Below are 18142 nucleotides of genomic sequence, written 5' to 3'. Positions count from 1 at the left end.
TCTTTAATAGTATCGGAAATTCCAAGATATTATTAAATGCATGCAAAAAATCCATTGTAATATTTACATATCCAAGGGAACTATCTTTCATCGTAATTCGTAGAAAGCTCTGAACTTTCAATTGTAACCGTGCAGTCCGTTTCACCATATTTGCCATAAGCCGCATGATAAGTAGGACCTACACCTTGTTTAAAACCAAATGAATGGCGGATGCCTGCTGAGATGAATTTTTTCGCCTCAATAACAGCTTCTGGTACAGCTTGACCTTTTGCTAAACCCGCTGTGATTGCTGCGGAGTATGTACAGCCCGCACCATTTGTATGGATTGTATCGAATCGTGGCGCCTCCAACAAATAGAATTGTTCACCATCATATAATACATCAATTGCAGGGCCTTCTAATCGCCCGCCTTTTACAAGTACATATCGTGGTCCTAATTCGTGTAATTTCTTTGCCGCTACTTTTAAATCTTCTAAAGAATTTAACTCCATGCCGTCTAGTAAATAAGAAGCTTCTGGCATATTCGGTGTGATGATCGTTGCTAGAGGAATTAGTTGCGTACGCATCGCTTCCATAGCATCTTCTTTTAATAATGCGGAACCGATTTTCCCAATCATTACAGGGTCTACAACAATTTTTTTCACACCGGATCGTTGAATCCACTTAACCACATTTATTATTATTTCATGTGTGAAAAGCATTCCTGTTTTAATTGCATCTGCACCGATATCTTCTAAAATCGTGTGAATTTGTGCCTCAATCGCTTCAACTGATTGCGGGAAAATCCCTTGTCCTGTGTGAGGATTTTTTGCCACAATAGCCGTAATAGCTGATGTACCAAACACATCTAGCTCCTGAAAAGTTTTGATATCTGCTTGAATCCCTGCTCCACCGCGCGCTGCTGATCCTGCGATTGTTAATGCTCTGGAAACTGTCATATTGATTCTATCCCTTCATTTATCTTTCTATTAATTGTGCTTTACTAGTACCTTTAACTCTCTCTGTAATTGTCATCATGATTATTCTTATGGCAAAGATTCCAACTAATACCCAAAGTGTGTGTCCTAGAAGAATTGGATACTTTAGTGAAGCATGGTAAACTACTACACCCGCTAACCAAAGAAGTGAACTTTGCCAAGACCATTTCTTTTGTGGATCAATATGTCGACGCTTTAATAAATAATAATCAGCAAACAAAATACCATATAGCGGTGCAAAGACAGAACCTATGAAATACAAAAAGTCCTCATATGCAGATACACTTGAGGCAATTGCAATTACCACTGCTAGAACCGTGAATAGAACCGAAACATAACGCTCATTGGCTCTTGGAACAAAATTTTTAAAATTAATACCTGCAGAATACGAATCTAAAAATGTTGTTAAGACAGTAGATAATAACACAATCAATAGTGCGACTACACCTAGACCGCTCGCCATCAAAATCTCACTAATATCAGATGAACCAACGTAAAGACTACCACCAAGTCCGATGATAAACATAAATGTACTTCCTAGACTGTAACCTAGTACGCTCATTATTGTACCCATTTTCTGATGTTTCACATGGCGTGTATAGTCTCCAATCAAAGGTAACCATGAAAGAGACATAACTGCACTCAACTCTACAGCTGTACTGAATTTCATCGTTGCATCGGGTACTGTCCCAACTCCTCCTCCACCAAAAATAACGGAAGTTAAAATAATCGTAAAACCAAATAATATCGTCACTGCAACAATATTCAGCCTTGAAATTTTCTTCAAACCAAATAATACCCACATCACAAGAATAGTACCGATTAAAATACTCCACAGTGCTTGAAAATCAAATGCAAATAACTCTTTAGAAATACCATTTAATGCAATTGAACCTGTTGCAATCATTACCGAAGCCCAGCCAACAAGTTGTAGCATATTCAAAATTGTTAAACCATAAGAGCCATATGTACCAAAGGAAATACGCGTTGCTTGTAAAGCTGTTACACGACTATTCGCACTAATCCACGCGGATAAAAATAATATAGTTGCCCCGATTACATGACCCAGAATAATTGCCTGAATCCCTTTCGTTAAACCTAGTGGGGCTAATAGTGAGCCTGTAACAATTTCTGCAATCGATACAGAAGCTCCAACCCAAAGAAAGAATTGGCTAATGGTCGTTGTATTATATGTATTATTCATGTTAGCCTCTATTCTTTTCACAAATATTTTCAGAATTATTCGCTATTGTACCTTAATATTTGATTATATTAAAAGGACCAATATTGGATAAAATGATAAGGTCAGTTTACTTCTTTGTGAAAAGAAAAATGACTTCTCCTAACATTAATAAAAGTACGAATTAGCTCCCATCATTTCGGAGGGCACTGAAAAAGTCCGTAAAATGAATTTTAGCCATGGCGGAAACGATTAATCGTTTCTGACATGGCTTTTTCTTCGATCCCGTTAATTTCCATTCCGGCGGATGCTTTCCTGGGGACGGACCTTGAGCCTCCTCGTCACTAACGCTCCTACGAGGTCTCAAGATGTTCGCTAGTTCCCCAAGGGGTCTCCGCCTGCACTCCAATCAACTAGTTTGATCGTTTTTCTGAGTTTTCCATTCTTTCCAATTCACACCTAACCCTTTAAATGAAAAGTATACCTGGGCAGGTCTTTTTCCGTACATCTTTGACCATGTCATGTTTAGTTGAATGAACAGCTGAAGAATCCTATACTTGGCGCGATTTTTTAGAGTCCACGTTACAATTCGTCCTTGTCTAGTTCTGCCTGCGTATTGAATAATTATTCTGTGCACACTACTTAATCTACAATAAGAGCTTATAAGGTAACCGCACTTATTCAATAGTACTGAATCTTTAATCAACTACTTTATCCACGTCCAGCTTGGAAGGATGGGTATAAAGTCATCCCACCATCAGCAAATAATGTAATCCCTGTTACATAGCTTGCTTGGGAGGAGGCAAGCCATGCTGCTGCCGCTGCAATTTCTTCCGGTTTTCCAATATACCCCATCGGAATCATACTTTCAACATCAGCACGTTTTTCTGGGTCAGCAAATTTTTCAGCATTAATTGGCGTATTGATAGCTCCTGGCCCAATATTATTTACACGAATTCCCTTTGGGGCATATTCTAAAGCTAATGTTTCTGTCATTAACTTAATACCACCTTTACTAGCAGCATAGTGCACAAACAATGGCCAAGGAATTTTCTCATGAACACTAGACATATTGATAACGGTACCTTTAATATCATGCTCGACAAAATATTTGATTGCTTCTCGGCTTCCTAAAAATGCACCTGTTAAATTCGTATTGATTACTTTATTCCAATCATTTAAGGGCATCTCATGTGAAGCTACTGAATTTTCTATACCTGCATTATTAATCATCACATCGAGCGTACCAAACTCTTTCACAGCTGACTGAATTAAATTTATAACATCCGATTCAACTGTAACATCACCTTTTATCGCAATGGCTTCTCCATCTGCTTTTTTAATCTCTTCCACTACAGAATTTACATCTGCTTCATTAGAGCGATAATTAATCACAACTTTCGCTTTTTCTTCTCCAAAGCGAATTGCCATCGCTTTTCCCAGTCCCGTTGAGGCACCTGTAATGACAACAACTTTTCCTTTTAAATCTGGATACATAACTTAGCTCTCCTATCCTTTTGCAATTCCTAAAATAATTCCAGCCGCGATAATTAAAACAATCCCAATGATAATAGCAATGAATTGACGTTTTGTTTTCTTCTCACCTAATATAAATATTCCACCTAACGTCGAAATTACAATTCCCATTTGAGAAAGGGAAAAACTTGTTGCTACACCTACGCGGGGTTGAGAAATAAATAAAAACATATTTCCAGCTGCCCAGATTAAACCTGGAATAATATTGCGAATTGCATATTTGTTAAATGGTTTATGCTTAAATGTCAATAAAATACCACCTAGAACCATTCCAATTGCTTGAGGAAATAAAGCAGACCATCCATTTATATCAAATAAGCGTATCACTACTACATAAACTAAATAACCAAAGGTTGAAACAAGTAAAATCAATATTCCCTTTTTAAAATTCCCTGCTTCTGCTTTTTGTTTCTCTTCCTCGTTTTGAAGTGATGTGAGTACGACTCCAGTAATGATACAAATAAGTGCAAGAACACCTAATACAATCGACATCGTAGTGGACCATTCATGAAACACAATTACTCCAAACAAAGTAGTGGAAACTAATTGCAACCCTGTAGAAATGGGCATTGTTTTAGAAACGCCCATTATATCAATACTTTTTAATTGATTTACTTGTCCTAATGCCCAAAATAAACCTGATACAATTCCTACACCGATAACTACCGGTGTTAACACCGGTTTCACAAAAATATAAATACCTATGGAGAAAAGAAGTGCACCTAGGGTTGTCCCTAGTACTTGACTATAGGGTCCTCCGCCAAGTTTAACATTAAATAACACAATGCTTCCCCAAAATAAAGCAGGTAAAATTGCTAGGAAGATATCCATTTTTTAAGCCTTTCTATATTAAATTTCATATTGATGCGAGTAAAATTTTAGTACAAAGATCTAAATCCTTCTCCAACAAAATGTTGAAATTTTGGTTCAACGCCCTTTTTGATTTGCTTTCTTTACCCATTCTGCAACTGTTACTGTATGCTTTGCTTGAATTCACTGCTGTTTGCACCTTCTTCAGCCCATCGCTAGTTAGTGCCATCCATACTGTAATAAATTACTGCTAATTTTATATCTTGCATTTTTTGTCTCCTTTATTGATGAATTTCATTCCACCTTACTATTCTTTCACTTTTTTCTATTTCTAATCCTTTTATCTAATTGAACCTATTTTTTATAAACTCATAATGGATTAACTGCATTAGAAAAAATTCATAGCGTTTTTATAGAACAGTAAAATGGAAGTCGGTAATATATGCAAATAAAGGACATACACGTAGAAACTTTGTCTTTGCTGATTTAGATGGAAATAAATTTGATGTGTGGAGTGAATTGAATCCGAAATTTAATAAACAAAAACATGAAAAGCAATTAGATAATAACCATATGCATAAGTTTATAGTTAATCACTGTAGAAACCCCTAAACGAACTAAAAAAGAGCATGTTATGAACGTAGATTGTTCAAAACATGCTCTTATTAGTCCTCAAAAAGGCATTTAAAATAGCTACTTCAGGATTAAACTCGAGAAAGGTTGCTTTTGATTTTTAGCAATAGTAAGTTCAGTTTCTAATTAGTTTTTATGAAAAAGAACTTAACCAGAATTAATTATTAACAAGACGTCATTTAAATACTGTCATTAACTTTCATGACAAATTAAGAACGAATATTCTTGAAAGCTTCTGATTGTTCTCTAATTCCTTTTTCAACAGCAAAACGTTCAATGCTTGAAGCTCCAAAGAAACCACAAATACCTTCCACTTTGTTGATCACATATTCAGCATCTGCTGGTTCAGCAATTGGTCCACCATGGCAAATAACTAAAATATCTGGATTGATAAAACGACCAGCTTCAATTATTTTTTGAATTCGTTCCTCACAATCCAATGTTAATGCGGTATGTGCGCCAATTGTTCCTTTTGTCGTCAACCCCATGTGAGCAACTAAGATTTATTGTTTAGTTGTTAGCATAGCTTTCCAATCAATCGTACCATCTTTCACTTTTTGACGATTTTCTTTATCCATAATATCTTTTGGTCGATTACCTTTTGGCCAGTCTTTATCGTGATTAGCCCATACTGGACGGTCTTGAGATAAGATGAATGCCGCTAAATCTGATGCATCTTGATTAGTTAGAGTTCCTTCACCACCAGCTGGCATATTATTTTTTACATATCCTGCAAGTTTTGAAAGACGTGCTAAACCCGCTCCATCATTAAAAGAATCTTCTCCCCATAATGCAGGGCCAGTATTTGGACCAGTGCCAGCTCCATCTGCAGCATGACATGTAATACATGATTTTTGATAGATTTCTTCACCATTAGCAACACTTGGAACAGGTACATTTTCCATTGAATTGTTCATACGCCAAGGCATATCTGCACCTACTGGAATATCTTTAGAAATATATTTAAAATAAGATACAATTGCTTCAAGTTCATCACTATTTGCTTCAAACTTCTTCCCATTCATACTTCTGACCATGCAACCATTAATACGTTCTTCTATCGTTACAATACCTCCAGAACGTTCAATATACTGCGGATAAACAGCAGTCATTCCAACTAATGAAGAAGAGTTCTCATCTAATCCCGCTCCAGCATGACAACTTGTACAAGTTAAATTGTTTCCTACATATTGCTCTGCTTTGTTGTTAGTATCATTTACTAATTCATATCCAAAGAGAATGGACTCACCCATCTCTCCCTCTGGTACATCGTCTAAACTTGGAGGATTATAAGAAAGATTTTTATCATTTGAACTTTTCGCACTCGCTGTTACCATTTCTGTTGCATCTAAACCTTCAACAAAGAATGCTTTTGTAAGCCATACTCCCCCAAGTATTGCTCCAATAAACAAAAGGCCAACGGCTATTCCTGTGCCTGATTTCATAAAATCATCTCCATTGCGTTTGTTACCCTTATATTAACTTAAATAGAAAATGTAATCAGTAATTGCCAGTGAATAAAATGGGTATTTTTAGTAAATGTCAGTTATTCGACACAAAATATGTTATTTCATTTTGTAGGCAAAAGAAAAAGCCAATAGCAAAAACTACTGACTTTACTTTAATATTATTTAGATTAACCCAAGAATGCTTTTAACATCCAAACATGTTTATCAAGACTTTGATAGGTAGCATTTAATAAATCTTCCGTCATGTCATCTTCTTCTTTTGCAGCTTCATCCATTCCTGATTTTAAGGATTTCATCATGATCTCAAAATCGCTAATAACAGTTTCAACCATTTCGTTTGTTGATTCGTTACCAGTCGCTTCTTTTACATTCGAAATTTCCAAATGCTCTTTTAATGTTGCTACAGGCTGTCCACCTAAAGTTAATATTCGTTCAGCGATTTCATCTAAATGAGTTGCGGCTTCATTGTACAATTCCTCAAATTTCTCATGTAGCGTAAAGAAAGATGGTCCTTTCACATACCAATGGTAGTTATGTAATTTTGTATAAAGCACCGACCATGAAGCTACTAGTTGATTTAATTCATTTTGTAAAGCTGACATAAAACTTTCACACTCCTCTTTCTGTTTTAAGCACTATACTGTTAATATACCGCTATTTTAAGTAAAATAAACATGAAGAAATCATTGAGGTGAAATAAATGTCGATTGCTTGGATTGCCATAATGCCTGTTGTTATTTTGACAGTAGCTTTAGCAAGTTATTTAATTTACTATATCGCAAAAAACAACCAAAAAGATTCACATAAAACGATTGATCCTAAACCAACGCAGCCTTTTTATACTGCCGAGAAAGAAGAAAAGTAAATGAAGTATATTTTCAAATTCCTTATTCGCATTTATCAAAAAGCGATTTCACCTTTGACTCCACCATCTTGTCGCTTCTACCCAACATGCTCAAATTACGGGTTGGAAGCGATTGAAAAACACGGTGCTTTTAAAGGCGCTTACCTAGCAATCCGTCGCATTTTACGCTGTAATCCACTACATCCAGGTGGATATGACCCTGTACCAGAAGAATGGCCACCGAAAAAAGATTAATTTCGGGGCTTTTTTTATTGTGTTTTTTTATAAACTCTTGTATGATAAAACATGTCGAAAGAACAAATCGTAATGATTACTATTTAAGGGGTGCTTATATGAAAAAGACTCTATCTATATTTTTAATTGCTATACTCGCTTTATTTACCGTTGCCTGTAATGCAGATGACCAAGTAAATCAGGATAAAAGTAATAAAGACGTACTTTCTATTTACACAACTGTTTATCCTTTAACTTACTTTGCAGAACGGATTGGCGGTAGTCATGTTGAAGTTAATTCAATTTATCCTCCTGGATCAAATGAACATTCATTTGACCCAACTCAAAAGGATATGATGAATTTAGCAGATGCGGATTTATTTTTCTATGTTGGTTTAGGTTTAGAAGGCTTCGTTGAAAATGCCCAAAAAACATTAAAAAATGAAAATGTAGAACTTATTGAAACTGCCGCTAATGTATCCGAAGAAAAACTAGACGTTAGTACAAGTGTTGCACATGAACATGAAGCTGAAGAAGAAGATCATGATCATGCACATGGTGATATTGACCCTCACGTATGGCTTTCACCTATCATCAGCCAAGATTTAGCACTTTCTATTAAAGACGCTTTAGTAAAAACTCAACCAAATCATAAAGAAGAATTTGAAAAAAATTACAAGTCTTTAATCTCAGAGCTTCAAGATTTAGATAAAGAATTCAAAGAAATGGCAGATAATGCCCCTTCTAAAACATTCTTTGTATCTCATTCTGCATTTGGCTACATTGCTGGGACATACGGATTAACTCAAATTTCCGTAGCCGGGTTGAATTCCCAAGACGAACCCTCTCAAAAAGAATTAACGAAAATTGTAGATCAAGCAAAAGAGAATCATATTCACTATATCCTGTTTGAACAAAATGTTTCTTCTAAGTTAGCAGAAGTCATCCAAAAAGAAGTAGGTGCAGAACCACTTACTCTTCACAATTTAAGTGTTCTTACAGATGAGGACATTAAAAACGATGAAACATACTTTACTTTAATGAAAAAAGATATCGAGACATTAAAAAAGGCTTTGCATGAATCAAAATAATATGTGTTAAACAAAAAATAAACCCGTACAAAGAGTCCGTATAATGGCTCTATGCACGGGTTTTTAATTTTCACTTTATTACCAAGTATTTACCCAACTAATCCACCATTCGTTTTTTAAAGGTAACCACTGTAGCTATAGCTGCTACTATAATCCATCCAATAATCACTGCAAATGGCTTAATCAAATCCCCTAAAGCATAACTTTTTTCAAGTAGCTCTCCCAAAAGAATAATTTGAACACTTGGAAGCCATTCGACAACTTTCAATATAGGATAATTTTCAATGAACGCCATCCCCATAGGACCTAATGAAAATATAGCTAGTACGGGTAATACAATCACAGACGATTCCATTACAGACTTAGCAAAAAGGCCTAAAAATGTTCCGACAGCTATATAAAATACTGCTGATAACATTAGTGCTAATGCCATCACTACTAAATTCCCTGGCATATACCCTGAGAAATACATGCATCCCCCTACAATAAGCATAGTTGATATAAATGTTAATGTACTTTTACCAATTAGGATTTCAGAAGTCGATGCTGGAGATAACATTAAACTCCTCAGCGTATTCTTCTCTTTCTCTTCAGCAATCAAGCAACATTGGACGTAAGTGGCTACCATTGAAAATGTAATGTTAATCGACATAAAGTACCCTTGAATTGTATCGACACCCATTCGAGCATACATAGCTGCTAAAATTAGCGGTAAAAAGATCATTGATGATACCGCTATATTACGCGAAAACTCCTTGTAGTCTTTCACTAATATTGCTTGGATTCTTTTAACTGATGTGTTCATAATAGTTCCCTCCCCGTTACTTGTACGAAAATATCCCCTAAACTCGGTTCATTAGTAGATATACGTTCTACTTGATTATTTTGCATCCATTCAAACATTTGTTTAGCATCTTCTGCTCCTTTACCAATTATTTCCTTTTTACCATTTAATAGTTCAACTGTTAACGAGTCATCTCCAAATTGGCGTTTTAAGTCGGTTGGTGATCCAATTGCACGTATAGTCCCTTTATCCAAAAAAGCTACACGATTACAAAGTACCTCAGCTTCTGTCATATCATGCGTCGTTAAGAAAATTGTCGTTCCCATCTCATTTAATTTACGTAATCCAGCATAAATATGATTAGTGTTCACTGGATCCAGCGCAGAAGTTGGCTCATCTAAAAATAACAATTCTGGTTTATGTAGAATAGCACGTGCTAATGTAACGCGTTGTATCATCCCTTTTGATAAAGTATTAACACGTTTCTTACGTTCTTCATATAAATTAACAAACTTGAGCGCCTCTTCAACTGATGAATCAGGTAAATTATATAATTTACTATATAATAGGAGGTTTTCTTCAATTGAAATCCTCGTATATAAACCACTATTATCTGTTAAGATTCCAAATCGACTACGTGCTGCAGGTTGTTGCAATGCTTTCGCATCACTATTAAAGACGCGTACATCTCCTCCAGATGCAGTAAGTTGCCCAGTTAAAATTTTTATCGTCGTTGTTTTACCCGACCCACTTGGTCCAAGGAAACCAAATATTTCCCCCTTTTTAATTTCAAAAGAAACATCTCGGATTGCCTTCTCCTTTTGAAAGCTCTTTTCTAAATGTTTTACTTCAATTATCGTTTCCATTAGTATTCCCCCTGTATTCGATCTTGACCTAAGAATACAAGAGGCTTCATGATCGTGCATTATATATCGGGTGAATGGAGTTATATGATGGTGAATGATATCAAATTATGTGTGAATGGAGGACGATTATTTCCTGAGAAATAATTTATATTCCGACTATTTTCTTTAATTCGACTAACTTACTTTTAGATAAAGGAACATGCGTTCTTTCATTACCAGATAAAATTAAGCTATAGCTATTTTTAGTCCATGTAACAATTTCTCTAACCTTTTGTAAGTTTACAATATATGACCGATGACAACGGAAGAAACCAAATGGAACTAGACGGTGTTCGAGATCATTAAGTGTTAAGGTACATGGAAATGCATCTCCACTGACATATACATTCACTACTCCATCTACACTTTCAATATAGTCAATTTCAGGTGGATTAAATAATATGAATTTATCATTCAGCTTGGTAGGAATTTTCTCTAATTTAATTAGCTGATTTTCAGTTTCAGGTGTTTTCTCGAATTCTTTTCTCTCCTCTTGTAAATCCAATGGTTCTAATCCCGTTGTATCCAGACGATATAGTTGATCTGATGAACTCAGCAGATCTTCTAAGTTATTCGCCAATAAATATACAATATATCCTTTTTCCTTTAATGTTGTAATGACAATTTCGACAATACGTTTAGTTTCTACATCTAGGTTTTGAAAAGGCTCTTCTAAAATATGTATAGGTTGCTCATGCATTAATAATTTGGCAAACCGAACTCTTTGAACTTGTACATCATTTAAATCCTTGATTTTCACACTTTCTTTATCCATCAAACCAGTAATTTTAAGAACATCCTCGAGTACCGCATTTGAATTATATAAAGCCCTTTCAAACTTCAGGCTTTCCATTACTGTTAATCGTTCGTAGCACCCTTCTTTTCTAAAATGAAAGTTTATTTGATTATTGTATTGGAGTTGTTGTACAATATATCCTATTTGTTCTACATCAGAGTATATGCCAGTTACAGCACCCTCATTAAATGGCAATTTGAACGAAGGACAAATTGTGACACCACCAATAACAGACTCAGGAATAACAATCTGTTGAAAATCTTTTGTCATATTTATTAACTTCCTCTCACAAATAATAAAATTATACAACATAATGGAAATTAATTCATTTAAACCAATTAAAATACATATGAAAACTGCTGAATTCGCCTAAAATCAATGCTATTAATAAAAATTAAACCATCTATGATATTAATCATCATAGATGGTTTAATTAATTTCAATCTTGAGTTTATTCTTTGTTTAATAATTCTTTTAATTTTCTTCGCAATAACTTATTTGAACCATTACGAGGTAATTCACTAACGATATAAATTTGATGTGGTACTTTATAATTGGCTAAATGTCCCCTGCAAAACGCGAGCAATTCATCTACATTTACTCTTTCTTTTAAAACAACAAATGCATTTGGTACTTGCCCCCAGTTTTCATTCTCTACTCCACATACACCAGCTTCACGCACAGCATCATGTGAGACGAGCACATTTTCAATCTCCGCAGGATATATATTCTCACCACCAGAAATGATTAAATCTGAACGGCGATCAACGACATACAAATAACCCTCATCGTCTAAATAACCAATATCTCCTGAGTGTAACCAGCCATTTTCCTGAGAAGACTTATCTGAAAATTTGCCTATATATCCAGGTGTTACATGAGGACCACGAATTAATATCTCACCTTGATCAAAAGCTTTCTCTGCACCATCGATACGGATTTGATTGAAAAAGAGTGCTTTACCCGCAGATCCTAATTTACGCAATGCATCTGTACTTGATAAAGTTGCTGTTTGTGAAGATGTTTCTGTCATTCCGTATGTTTGGGAAACATTAAGCCCAAGTTGTTCCGCCCTCTTCAAATAATCGATTGGAACCGGCCCGCCTCCTGCAAGCATTGTTAAAAACTTTGGAGAAACTTTAGCATTTCTAGCTTCCAACTCCGATATAATTCTTTCTAAAGTGACAGAAACAACAGACATTCTTGTTACAGTACCTGCTAATAATTCGTTTACTATTTCTTTAACACTAAATTTAGGATAGAGTTTAATTTCGACACCATGCAATAATGATTTAGCTAGCATGGAAAATCCACTAATATGAAATAATGGCATTGTACAAAGCCAACAATCATCTTCTACTAAACCCATATTATAAACGGAGGAAGTAGCACTTGAAACGTGATTCCCTACCGTTTGACGAACTCCTTTTGGATATCCAGTTGTACCCGATGTATACATGATTGTCATCGTTTGATCATCATCCCACTCGTTTGCAAGAATGAATCCCTCTTCATGACTTGTATAAATTTCATTAAAAGTCAATGATGGCACTTTATTTACTGGCAATTTCCCCACTAGTAAGTCCTCTACTAAAATAAAATCAACTGCCGCATCATCAATTTGATAAGCTAGTTCTTTGTCTGTTAATCGTAAATTTAATAGTACCATTTCACATTGCAAATGCATACAAGCATACATCATCCAAATAATATCGGGATGGGATGGTGCATAAATAGCTACCCTTGATCGCGGCTTTACGCCATTTGCAGTTAACTTTTTCGCTAAAATATGTGCTTTATCATTCGCTTCTTTAAACGTCCACTGTTCTTCTTCAAAGCTAAGTGCAATCCGCTCAGGTGTTAATAGGCTACGTTGTAAAAGCCAGTTTGGTATCATTTTTTCACCCCCTGGTTGTATATGTTGATAAAAAAAGCTGCCCTTGGAGGACAGCTTAGAATGACAACTTTTTTGAGCTGTCTTTTGTTGACGATTACTTGAAGTATTTATTTTGCATATCCAGCACTTACGGGAAACGTGGGAACTGCCCAAAGTCTGGTTCGCGTTTTTCTTTGAATGCGTCGCGACCTTCTTTTGCTTCATCTGTTGTGTAGTAAAGTAAAGTTGCATCTCCAGCGAATTGTTGAAGACCTGCTAAACCATCTGTGTCTGCGTTGAATGACGCTTTTAAGAAGCGTAATGCAGTAGGTGATTTAGAAAGCATTTCTTCACACCATTGAACAGTTTCGTCTTCTAATCTTTCTAGAGGAACAACTGTATTTACTAAGCCCATATCCAATGCTTCTTGTGCATCGTATTGACGGCATAGGTACCAAATTTCACGCGCTTTTTTATGGCCAACGATACGTGCTAAATAACCTGCACCGTAACCAGCGTCAAATGAACCTACTTTAGGTCCAGTTTGTCCGAAGCGAGCGTTTTCTGCTGCGATTGTTAAATCACAAACGATGTGTAACACATGTCCGCCACCAATTGCGTAACCAGCAACCATTGCTACTACAGGTTTTGGCGTGATACGGATTAAATGTTGTAAGTCTAATACGTTTAAACGAGGAATGTTGTCATCTCCAACATAGCCACCGTTTCCACGAACTTTTTGGTCTCCACCTGCGCAGAATGCTTGATCGCCTTCCCCAGTTAAAATAATTACACCGATATTTGCATTATCACGTGCACGTGTAAATGCGTCGATTAATTCTGAAGTTGTTTTTGGTCGGAATGCATTGCGCACTTCCGGACGATTAATTGTAATTTTCGCGATACCATTATAAGATTCATACTTAATATCTTCGTATGTACGCTCTGTTACCCATTGACGAGTCATATATATAATCCTCCTACTTGAAATTTTTAATTTTGTTCCTCTATTATTGTAGCAAAAGTTTTAGGATTTTCCACATGAATTGCATGTCCAGCTTTTGATACGACTACATGCTTACAATTTTGGAATAAATTCTTCATATCGACAGCTTTTTGATAAAACTTTTTATCTAACTCCCCTGTTACTAAAACAACTGGCTTAGTAAAGCTTGTCAGCTCATCCCAATATGAATTTTGTTGTCCTGTACCTATGCCTCTTAAACTATTTGCTAAACCTCTTTCATTTTGCAATAAGCGGCCTGCACGAATTTCCTCTTGAATTTCTTGAGGTAAGTTTTTTTGCGATTCAAATAAGGGTATGTTCTCCCAATAATCCACAAATGCTTGTATACCCTCTTTTTCAAGACGCTCTGCAAGAATATTATCAGCTTTTACTCTGACAGTCCGTTCTTCAATCGTTTGCAAACCTGGTGAAGCACTTTCCAAAATAAGTTGCTCTATTGTTTCAGGGTATTGCAAAGCATAAGCTAATGCAATGCGCCCCCCCATAGAATAACCTACTAACGTGAATTTATTGATACCACGTTGTGCCAACAATCCATGTAAGACTGAAACTTGCTTCTCCATAGAATAATGCTCTACGTTTTTCGGGCTATCTGTGTAGCCATGACCAATCAAATCAATTGCAATGATACGTACTTGATCGCTCATTGAACTTATTACTTTATCCCAGGTTGTAGAGCTACCAGTAAACCCATGTAATAATACAACGGTTTTTTTGACACGTGGATTAATAATTTCATAATGCAAGTTTAAGCCGTTTACTGTCATCATTACGCTTGCCATTTCGCATCTAACTCCTCACCAATCGCTTTCCATAATTTACGATGTGTCTCAACATTTACTTGACGATTCGTAAATACTTCAATCAAGCGTAGCGGTTTTTGTTTTGATGTTTGTAACACTTCTACAAATGCCTCTTTTGTTTCTACAGCCTGATATTCTGCTCCATACATTACTGCGATTTCTTTAAAGTTAAGTCCTGATGGCGTTCCGAATAATTCTTCATAATGTGCTTCTTCTGTAGCTTGTGCTAAATATGAGAAAATACCACCGCCATCATTATTCATCACAATGATTGTCATATTACACTCTTGATATCGTGTCGTGATTAACCCATTCACATCATGTAGGAACGCTAAATCACCAATCAATAAATACGTTTCACGCTGTCTTGCAAGTTGCACACCAAAAGCAGTAGATACAACACCGTCAATGCCATTTGCACCGCGATTCGCAAAAATCTTCACATCTTTTGCCGTTTTGTTGAAAAATGTATCTACATCCCTGATTGGCATACTACTACTAGAAAATAAATCACTTGCTTCAGGTAAATTTGTAAAGAGCGTCGCTGCCATTGCACCCTCATCAGATTGCTCTTGTAAATACTGCTCAATATGTTTTGTTGCAATACCATTTGCAGCAATCCAATTAGATCTATAAATAGCATCGATTGTTGACTCAACAGTGACATCTTCTAACCAGTCACTGACACTTGCATGTACGTGATGTGTTGCAATTGCTAAAGAATCACGGAACATCGGATCTTCATCTATTACTATAAACGTATTAGGTTTAACCAAGGTTAAAAATAATGAAAGAGGTTTAGATACTAACTGTGCGCCAAAGCGAATAACAGTATCAGGTGCCATCGAATTTTTAAAAGCCTCGTTTTTCAAAATAGCATCATACTGATCAATGATATAATCCATACAATCTTCGGGAATATTCGAACGTAAATGAGATAGGCTCTCCACAAGAACTGGCCATTTCACCTTTCGAATAAAATCCCAAACAGCTTTTAATTCCGTTCCTGGATTCATCTCACCAAAGATTAATAATCCTTTTCCAGCTTTGTTAATTGCTATTTCTAATGTATTAAATGCTTTTTTCGAAGGACGTAATTCAGCTCCGTAACTTTCCACAAAGGTCCCACCTGGTAACGTTTCTTGGAAATTGATCAGTAGTGGTTCACGGAACGGTACATTAATTTGTACAGGGCCAGCAGGTGCAGTCGTCGCAATCGACATCGCACGTGCTATATGACGTTCGATAAATGACATTGTCCCTGTTGATGTATCTGGTAGTGGAAAGTCCACTGACCATTTTACATGCGTACCGTATAAATTCACTTGAGCGATTGCTTGTGGTGCTCCGACTTCACGTAATTCATGTGGACGATCCGCCGTTAATATGATCAATGGTACACGCGCATAGCTCGCTTCTACGATTGCAGGGAAGTAATTCGCTGCCGCTGTTCCTGATGTACAAACTAGTACAACCGGTCGCACACTTGCCTTTGCAATACCTAATGCCAAAAATGCTGCAGAACGCTCATCTACTTGACGGTATAAATTAAATTCCTTTGAAGAAGCAAAAGCATAAGCAAGTGGAGTTGAGCGTGAGCCTGGACTCACAACTACATCTCGTGCACCTGCTTTATATAATGACGCAACGAGCTTATAAACATAGCTCGTTAAAGTCTCTTTCTCACTCATGTAATTGTCCTCCTAAAGCTCGTAACATCGGACGGAATTTCACTAAAGTTTCATCGTATTCACTGCTTGGTTGTGAATCAGCCACTATGCCACCACCAGCATATAAAAATGCTTGATCTTTAGCTAAAAGAGCCGAACGAATAGCTACAGCAAATTCCCCGTTACCTTGAGCATCTAGCCACCCAATTGGAGCTGCATAGAGACCGCGATTCATTGGTTCATATTCTCGTATTACTTCCATTGCCTTCATACGAGGTACGCCCCCTAAAGCCGGTGTTGGGTGCAATGTTTTTACTAATTGTAAAACAGTCGCTCCTTCTTTCAATGGACCTTCAACTGGTGTAAACAAATGTTGTATATCTCTAATTTTCAGCAACTGTGGCGCGTTTGGAATTTGATAGCTTGCACAGTTTTCTTTAAATGTCTGTAAGATCATATCCACCACATATTGATGCTCGGAAAGGTTCTTCGTATCATTTAATAAGCTTTGTCCTAGCAAGTCATCTTCTTCAGCCGTTTTCCCACGTTTGATAGAACCCGCAATACACGAAGAGTAAGCATATTTATCGGAAACCTTTACTAAACGCTCAGGTGATGCTCCAAAAAACAATTTACCTTGCTCTTCTAGGCCAAATAAATAGCTTTCTGGCTGCTCCATCATTACTTGTGATAACACATTCGGAGATGTTACTTGTTCTTCAAATTGCAAAGCGAGCGATCTTGCAATAACAACTTTGTCCGCTTCTTTCTGACGTATTAAAGACGTGACCTTGCTGATTGATTCCAAGTATTCTTCTTTATAAGGTTCATAACTGCTCTTTATTTGAGGTTTAGCATAGGTTTTTAATGCCTTTACTTGCGCTGTATGAATTAATTCATCACATTCTTTGCGTAAAGCATTAAGTGCTTCTGGCGTATTCTCTTCTTCAGTGATCAAATGAATACTCACATAAGCCTGATCATTCTTTATCACAAGTTGATATGTTGCAACAGCAAAAAAAGCTTCAGGGAAACCTGTCCATTCACCTGACACTTCATTTTCCGTATCAAATGTAAATCCACCAAACAAAATTGGTTGTATATCATTTTCATCATTCACAACATTTTGCGTTATCTTTTTCCATTGTTGTTCAACGTCATCAAATCTATGTTCTTTTGCATCGCTTGTAATTGTATGAGCATGACCCAAACCTGCAAGCGTAAATGTTTTTTCACGATTTTGCCAAAAAAATCGTTGTCCAGCAAATGATTGCTCACCTGCTTCAAAAAAAGCGAGCGCTGACAATCGACTTACTTCTATTGTTTCTGTATGAAAATATAATGTCGATTGCTCCGTTTCAATTCGGTCGCCGGTTGTTGCTGACAACTTCCGATTCATGAAAATTCCCTCCGTCAACGGATCCCACCAATTAATGGAATCCACTCGTACATACTTAAATATCCTATACTATCATACATCTTTATTGGCAATTCGGCACTTCATTTG

17 protein-coding genes and 2 pseudogenes are annotated in these 18142 nt (G+C 36.4%); 4 read left to right on the top strand and 15 right to left on the bottom strand.

Annotated features, from left to right (window positions below; genetic code table 11):
* Positions 1 to 80 precede the first annotated feature (80 nt).
* From thiD to MHH98_RS04405, 4 genes are all read right to left on the bottom strand, one after another.
* Positions 81 to 938: a bifunctional hydroxymethylpyrimidine kinase/phosphomethylpyrimidine kinase gene (thiD, locus tag MHH98_RS04420; RefSeq protein WP_340712251.1), complete on the bottom strand. Its 858-nt coding sequence runs from the start codon at positions 936 to 938 to the stop codon at positions 81 to 83.
* Positions 939 to 957: 19 nt separating this feature from the next.
* A complete protein-coding gene (gene cytX, locus MHH98_RS04415) occupies positions 958 to 2181 on the bottom strand; it encodes a putative hydroxymethylpyrimidine transporter CytX (protein ID WP_038188129.1) in 1224 nt (407 codons plus the stop codon).
* A 687-nt stretch (positions 2182 to 2868) separates the two neighbouring features.
* Positions 2869 to 3654: a glucose 1-dehydrogenase gene (gene gdh / locus MHH98_RS04410; RefSeq protein WP_340712250.1), complete on the bottom strand. Its 786-nt coding sequence runs from the start codon at positions 3652 to 3654 to the stop codon at positions 2869 to 2871.
* A gap of 12 nt (positions 3655 to 3666) precedes the next feature.
* Positions 3667 to 4524, bottom strand: coding sequence for a RhaT/GlcU family sugar-proton symporter (locus MHH98_RS04405; RefSeq protein WP_038188135.1), 858 nt, complete (start codon positions 4522 to 4524; stop codon positions 3667 to 3669).
* A 352-nt stretch (positions 4525 to 4876) separates the two neighbouring features.
* On the opposite strand from MHH98_RS04405, the pseudogene MHH98_RS04400 reads away from it, so the two are divergent.
* Positions 4877 to 5115, top strand: a pseudogene (locus MHH98_RS04400) (hypothetical protein); the annotation flags it as partial.
* Between the two features lie 230 nt (positions 5116 to 5345).
* Here MHH98_RS04400 and MHH98_RS04395 read toward each other — a convergent pair.
* The 3 genes and pseudogenes from MHH98_RS04395 to MHH98_RS04385 form a co-directional block, all read right to left on the bottom strand.
* Positions 5346 to 5639, bottom strand: a pseudogene (locus MHH98_RS04395) (phosphoenolpyruvate hydrolase family protein); the annotation flags it as partial.
* Positions 5640 to 6581 carry a c-type cytochrome gene (locus MHH98_RS04390; RefSeq protein WP_340712249.1) on the bottom strand — a complete coding sequence of 314 codons (942 nt, stop codon included), beginning with the start codon at positions 6579 to 6581 and terminating at the stop codon, positions 5640 to 5642. It abuts the pseudogene before it with no gap.
* 191 nt (positions 6582 to 6772) lie between these two features.
* Positions 6773 to 7207, bottom strand: a complete 435-nt coding sequence (locus MHH98_RS04385) for a Dps family protein (RefSeq protein WP_038188143.1) — start codon at positions 7205 to 7207, stop codon at positions 6773 to 6775.
* 98 nt (positions 7208 to 7305) lie between these two features.
* Between MHH98_RS04385 and MHH98_RS04380 the strand changes: the two genes are divergently transcribed.
* The 3 genes from MHH98_RS04380 to MHH98_RS04370 all read left to right on the top strand — a co-directional run bounded on the left by MHH98_RS04380 (position 7306) and on the right by MHH98_RS04370 (position 8774).
* Positions 7306 to 7470, top strand: a complete 165-nt coding sequence (locus MHH98_RS04380) for a hypothetical protein (protein ID WP_155981199.1) — start codon at positions 7306 to 7308, stop codon at positions 7468 to 7470.
* Positions 7471 to 7704 carry a membrane protein insertion efficiency factor YidD gene (gene yidD, locus MHH98_RS04375; RefSeq protein ID WP_038188145.1) on the top strand — a complete coding sequence of 78 codons (234 nt, stop codon included), beginning with the start codon at positions 7471 to 7473 and terminating at the stop codon, positions 7702 to 7704.
* Positions 7705 to 7802: 98 nt separating this feature from the next.
* On the top strand, positions 7803 to 8774 hold the full coding sequence (locus tag MHH98_RS04370; protein WP_038188148.1) for a metal ABC transporter solute-binding protein, Zn/Mn family: 972 nt from the start codon (positions 7803 to 7805) through the stop codon (positions 8772 to 8774).
* 97 nt (positions 8775 to 8871) lie between these two features.
* On the opposite strand, the gene MHH98_RS04365 is transcribed toward MHH98_RS04370, so the two are convergent.
* From MHH98_RS04365 to MHH98_RS04330, 8 genes are all read right to left on the bottom strand, one after another.
* A complete protein-coding gene (locus MHH98_RS04365) occupies positions 8872 to 9579 on the bottom strand; it encodes an ABC transporter permease (protein ID WP_038188151.1) in 708 nt (235 codons plus the stop codon).
* A complete protein-coding gene (locus MHH98_RS04360; RefSeq protein ID WP_076064960.1) occupies positions 9576 to 10424 on the bottom strand; it encodes an ABC transporter ATP-binding protein in 849 nt (282 codons plus the stop codon). The genes MHH98_RS04365 and MHH98_RS04360 overlap by 4 nt, the downstream gene beginning before the upstream one ends.
* Positions 10425 to 10569: 145 nt before the next feature.
* Positions 10570 to 11529 carry a response regulator transcription factor gene (locus tag MHH98_RS04355; RefSeq protein WP_076035346.1) on the bottom strand — a complete coding sequence of 320 codons (960 nt, stop codon included), beginning with the start codon at positions 11527 to 11529 and terminating at the stop codon, positions 10570 to 10572.
* Between the two features lie 181 nt (positions 11530 to 11710).
* Positions 11711 to 13156, bottom strand: a complete 1446-nt coding sequence (locus MHH98_RS04350) for an o-succinylbenzoate--CoA ligase (RefSeq protein WP_340712248.1) — start codon at positions 13154 to 13156, stop codon at positions 11711 to 11713.
* A 127-nt stretch (positions 13157 to 13283) separates the two neighbouring features.
* A complete protein-coding gene (menB, locus tag MHH98_RS04345) occupies positions 13284 to 14102 on the bottom strand; it encodes a 1,4-dihydroxy-2-naphthoyl-CoA synthase (RefSeq protein WP_038188163.1) in 819 nt (272 codons plus the stop codon).
* A 26-nt stretch (positions 14103 to 14128) separates the two neighbouring features.
* Positions 14129 to 14944 (bottom strand): 2-succinyl-6-hydroxy-2,4-cyclohexadiene-1-carboxylate synthase, encoded by an 816-nt coding sequence (gene menH, locus MHH98_RS04340; RefSeq protein ID WP_340710689.1) that lies wholly within the window; start codon positions 14942 to 14944, stop codon positions 14129 to 14131.
* Positions 14932 to 16656 carry a 2-succinyl-5-enolpyruvyl-6-hydroxy-3-cyclohexene-1-carboxylic-acid synthase gene (gene menD / locus MHH98_RS04335; protein WP_340712247.1) on the bottom strand — a complete coding sequence of 575 codons (1725 nt, stop codon included), beginning with the start codon at positions 16654 to 16656 and terminating at the stop codon, positions 14932 to 14934. Before menD ends, menH begins: the two co-directional genes overlap by 13 nt.
* Positions 16649 to 18034, bottom strand: a complete 1386-nt coding sequence (locus tag MHH98_RS04330; RefSeq protein ID WP_340712246.1) for an isochorismate synthase — start codon at positions 18032 to 18034, stop codon at positions 16649 to 16651. Before MHH98_RS04330 ends, menD begins: the two co-directional genes overlap by 8 nt.
* Positions 18035 to 18142 lie beyond the last annotated feature (108 nt).

The sequence above is a fragment of the Viridibacillus sp. FSL H8-0110 genome, from assembly GCF_038003565.1.
Lineage (GTDB): Bacteria > Bacillota > Bacilli > Bacillales_A > Planococcaceae > Viridibacillus > Viridibacillus arenosi.
Note: the sequence above shows the minus strand (reverse complement) of the source record. Positions and strands in the feature narration are given on the sequence as shown.

Coding starts and splice junctions, on each gene's coding strand:
- thiD (WP_340712251.1), bottom strand. CDS start 938: ATGACAGTTTCCAGAGCATTAACAATCGCAGGATCAGCAGCGCGCGGT.
- cytX (WP_038188129.1), bottom strand. CDS start 2,181: ATGAATAATACATATAATACAACGACCATTAGCCAATTCTTTCTTTGG.
- gdh (WP_340712250.1), bottom strand. CDS start 3,654: ATGTATCCAGATTTAAAAGGAAAAGTTGTTGTCATTACAGGTGCCTCA.
- MHH98_RS04405 (WP_038188135.1), bottom strand. CDS start 4,524: ATGGATATCTTCCTAGCAATTTTACCTGCTTTATTTTGGGGAAGCATT.
- MHH98_RS04390 (WP_340712249.1), bottom strand. CDS start 6,581: ATGAAATCAGGCACAGGAATAGCCGTTGGCCTTTTGTTTATTGGAGCA.
- MHH98_RS04385 (WP_038188143.1), bottom strand. CDS start 7,207: ATGTCAGCTTTACAAAATGAATTAAATCAACTAGTAGCTTCATGGTCG.
- MHH98_RS04380 (WP_155981199.1), top strand. CDS start 7,306: ATGTCGATTGCTTGGATTGCCATAATGCCTGTTGTTATTTTGACAGTA.
- yidD (WP_038188145.1), top strand. CDS start 7,471: ATGAAGTATATTTTCAAATTCCTTATTCGCATTTATCAAAAAGCGATT.
- MHH98_RS04370 (WP_038188148.1), top strand. CDS start 7,803: ATGAAAAAGACTCTATCTATATTTTTAATTGCTATACTCGCTTTATTT.
- MHH98_RS04365 (WP_038188151.1), bottom strand. CDS start 9,579: ATGAACACATCAGTTAAAAGAATCCAAGCAATATTAGTGAAAGACTAC.
- MHH98_RS04360 (WP_076064960.1), bottom strand. CDS start 10,424: ATGGAAACGATAATTGAAGTAAAACATTTAGAAAAGAGCTTTCAAAAG.
- MHH98_RS04355 (WP_076035346.1), bottom strand. CDS start 11,529: ATGACAAAAGATTTTCAACAGATTGTTATTCCTGAGTCTGTTATTGGT.
- MHH98_RS04350 (WP_340712248.1), bottom strand. CDS start 13,156: ATGATACCAAACTGGCTTTTACAACGTAGCCTATTAACACCTGAGCGG.
- menB (WP_038188163.1), bottom strand. CDS start 14,102: ATGACTCGTCAATGGGTAACAGAGCGTACATACGAAGATATTAAGTAT.
- menH (WP_340710689.1), bottom strand. CDS start 14,944: ATGGCAAGCGTAATGATGACAGTAAACGGCTTAAACTTGCATTATGAA.
- menD (WP_340712247.1), bottom strand. CDS start 16,656: ATGAGTGAGAAAGAGACTTTAACGAGCTATGTTTATAAGCTCGTTGCG.
- MHH98_RS04330 (WP_340712246.1), bottom strand. CDS start 18,034: ATGAATCGGAAGTTGTCAGCAACAACCGGCGACCGAATTGAAACGGAG.